This is a genomic window from Janthinobacterium sp. PSPC1-1 (assembly GCF_049897625.1).
Lineage (GTDB): Bacteria > Pseudomonadota > Gammaproteobacteria > Burkholderiales > Burkholderiaceae_D > Janthinobacterium > Janthinobacterium tructae.
This window is the reverse complement of record NZ_JAFCWP010000039.1, coordinates 1-553: the sequence shown is the minus strand read 5'-3', so window position 1 is coordinate 553 and position 553 is coordinate 1. Positions and strand designations below refer to the sequence as shown.

Here is a 553-nt window from a genome sequence, read left to right as displayed (position 1 = left end):
ATATCCGCAGCTTCGGTGACTGGCTTAGCCCCGTTACATCTTCCGCGCAGGACGACTCGATCAGTGAGCTATTACGCTTTCTTTAAATGATGGCTGCTTCTAAGCCAACATCCTGACTGTTTTAGCCTTCCCACTTCGTTTTCCACTTAGCCAATCTTTGGGACCTTAGCTGGCGGTCTGGGTTGTTTCCCTCTTGACGCCGGACGTTAGCACCCGACGTCTGTCTCCCAAGCTCGCACTCATCGGTATTCGGAGTTTGCAATGGTTTGGTAAGTCGCAATGACCCCCTAGCCATAACAGTGCTCTACCCCCGATGGTGATACTTGAGGCACTACCTAAATAGTTTTCGGAGAGAACCAGCTATTTCCAAGTTTGTTTAGCCTTTCACCCCTACCCACAGCTCATCCCCTAATTTTTCAACATTAGTGGGTTCGGACCTCCAGGGCGTGTTACCGCACCTTCATCCTGGCCATGAGTAGATCACTTGGTTTCGGGTCTACACCCAGCGACTGATCGCCCTATTCGGACTCGATTTCTCTACGGCTTCCCTATA

General features: G+C 50.8%; 1 rRNA gene. It reads right to left on the bottom strand.

Annotation, left to right across the window (positions count from 1 at the left end):
• Positions 1-553: ribosomal RNA gene (locus ACP7EG_RS27720) — 23S ribosomal RNA — on the bottom strand; the annotation flags it as partial.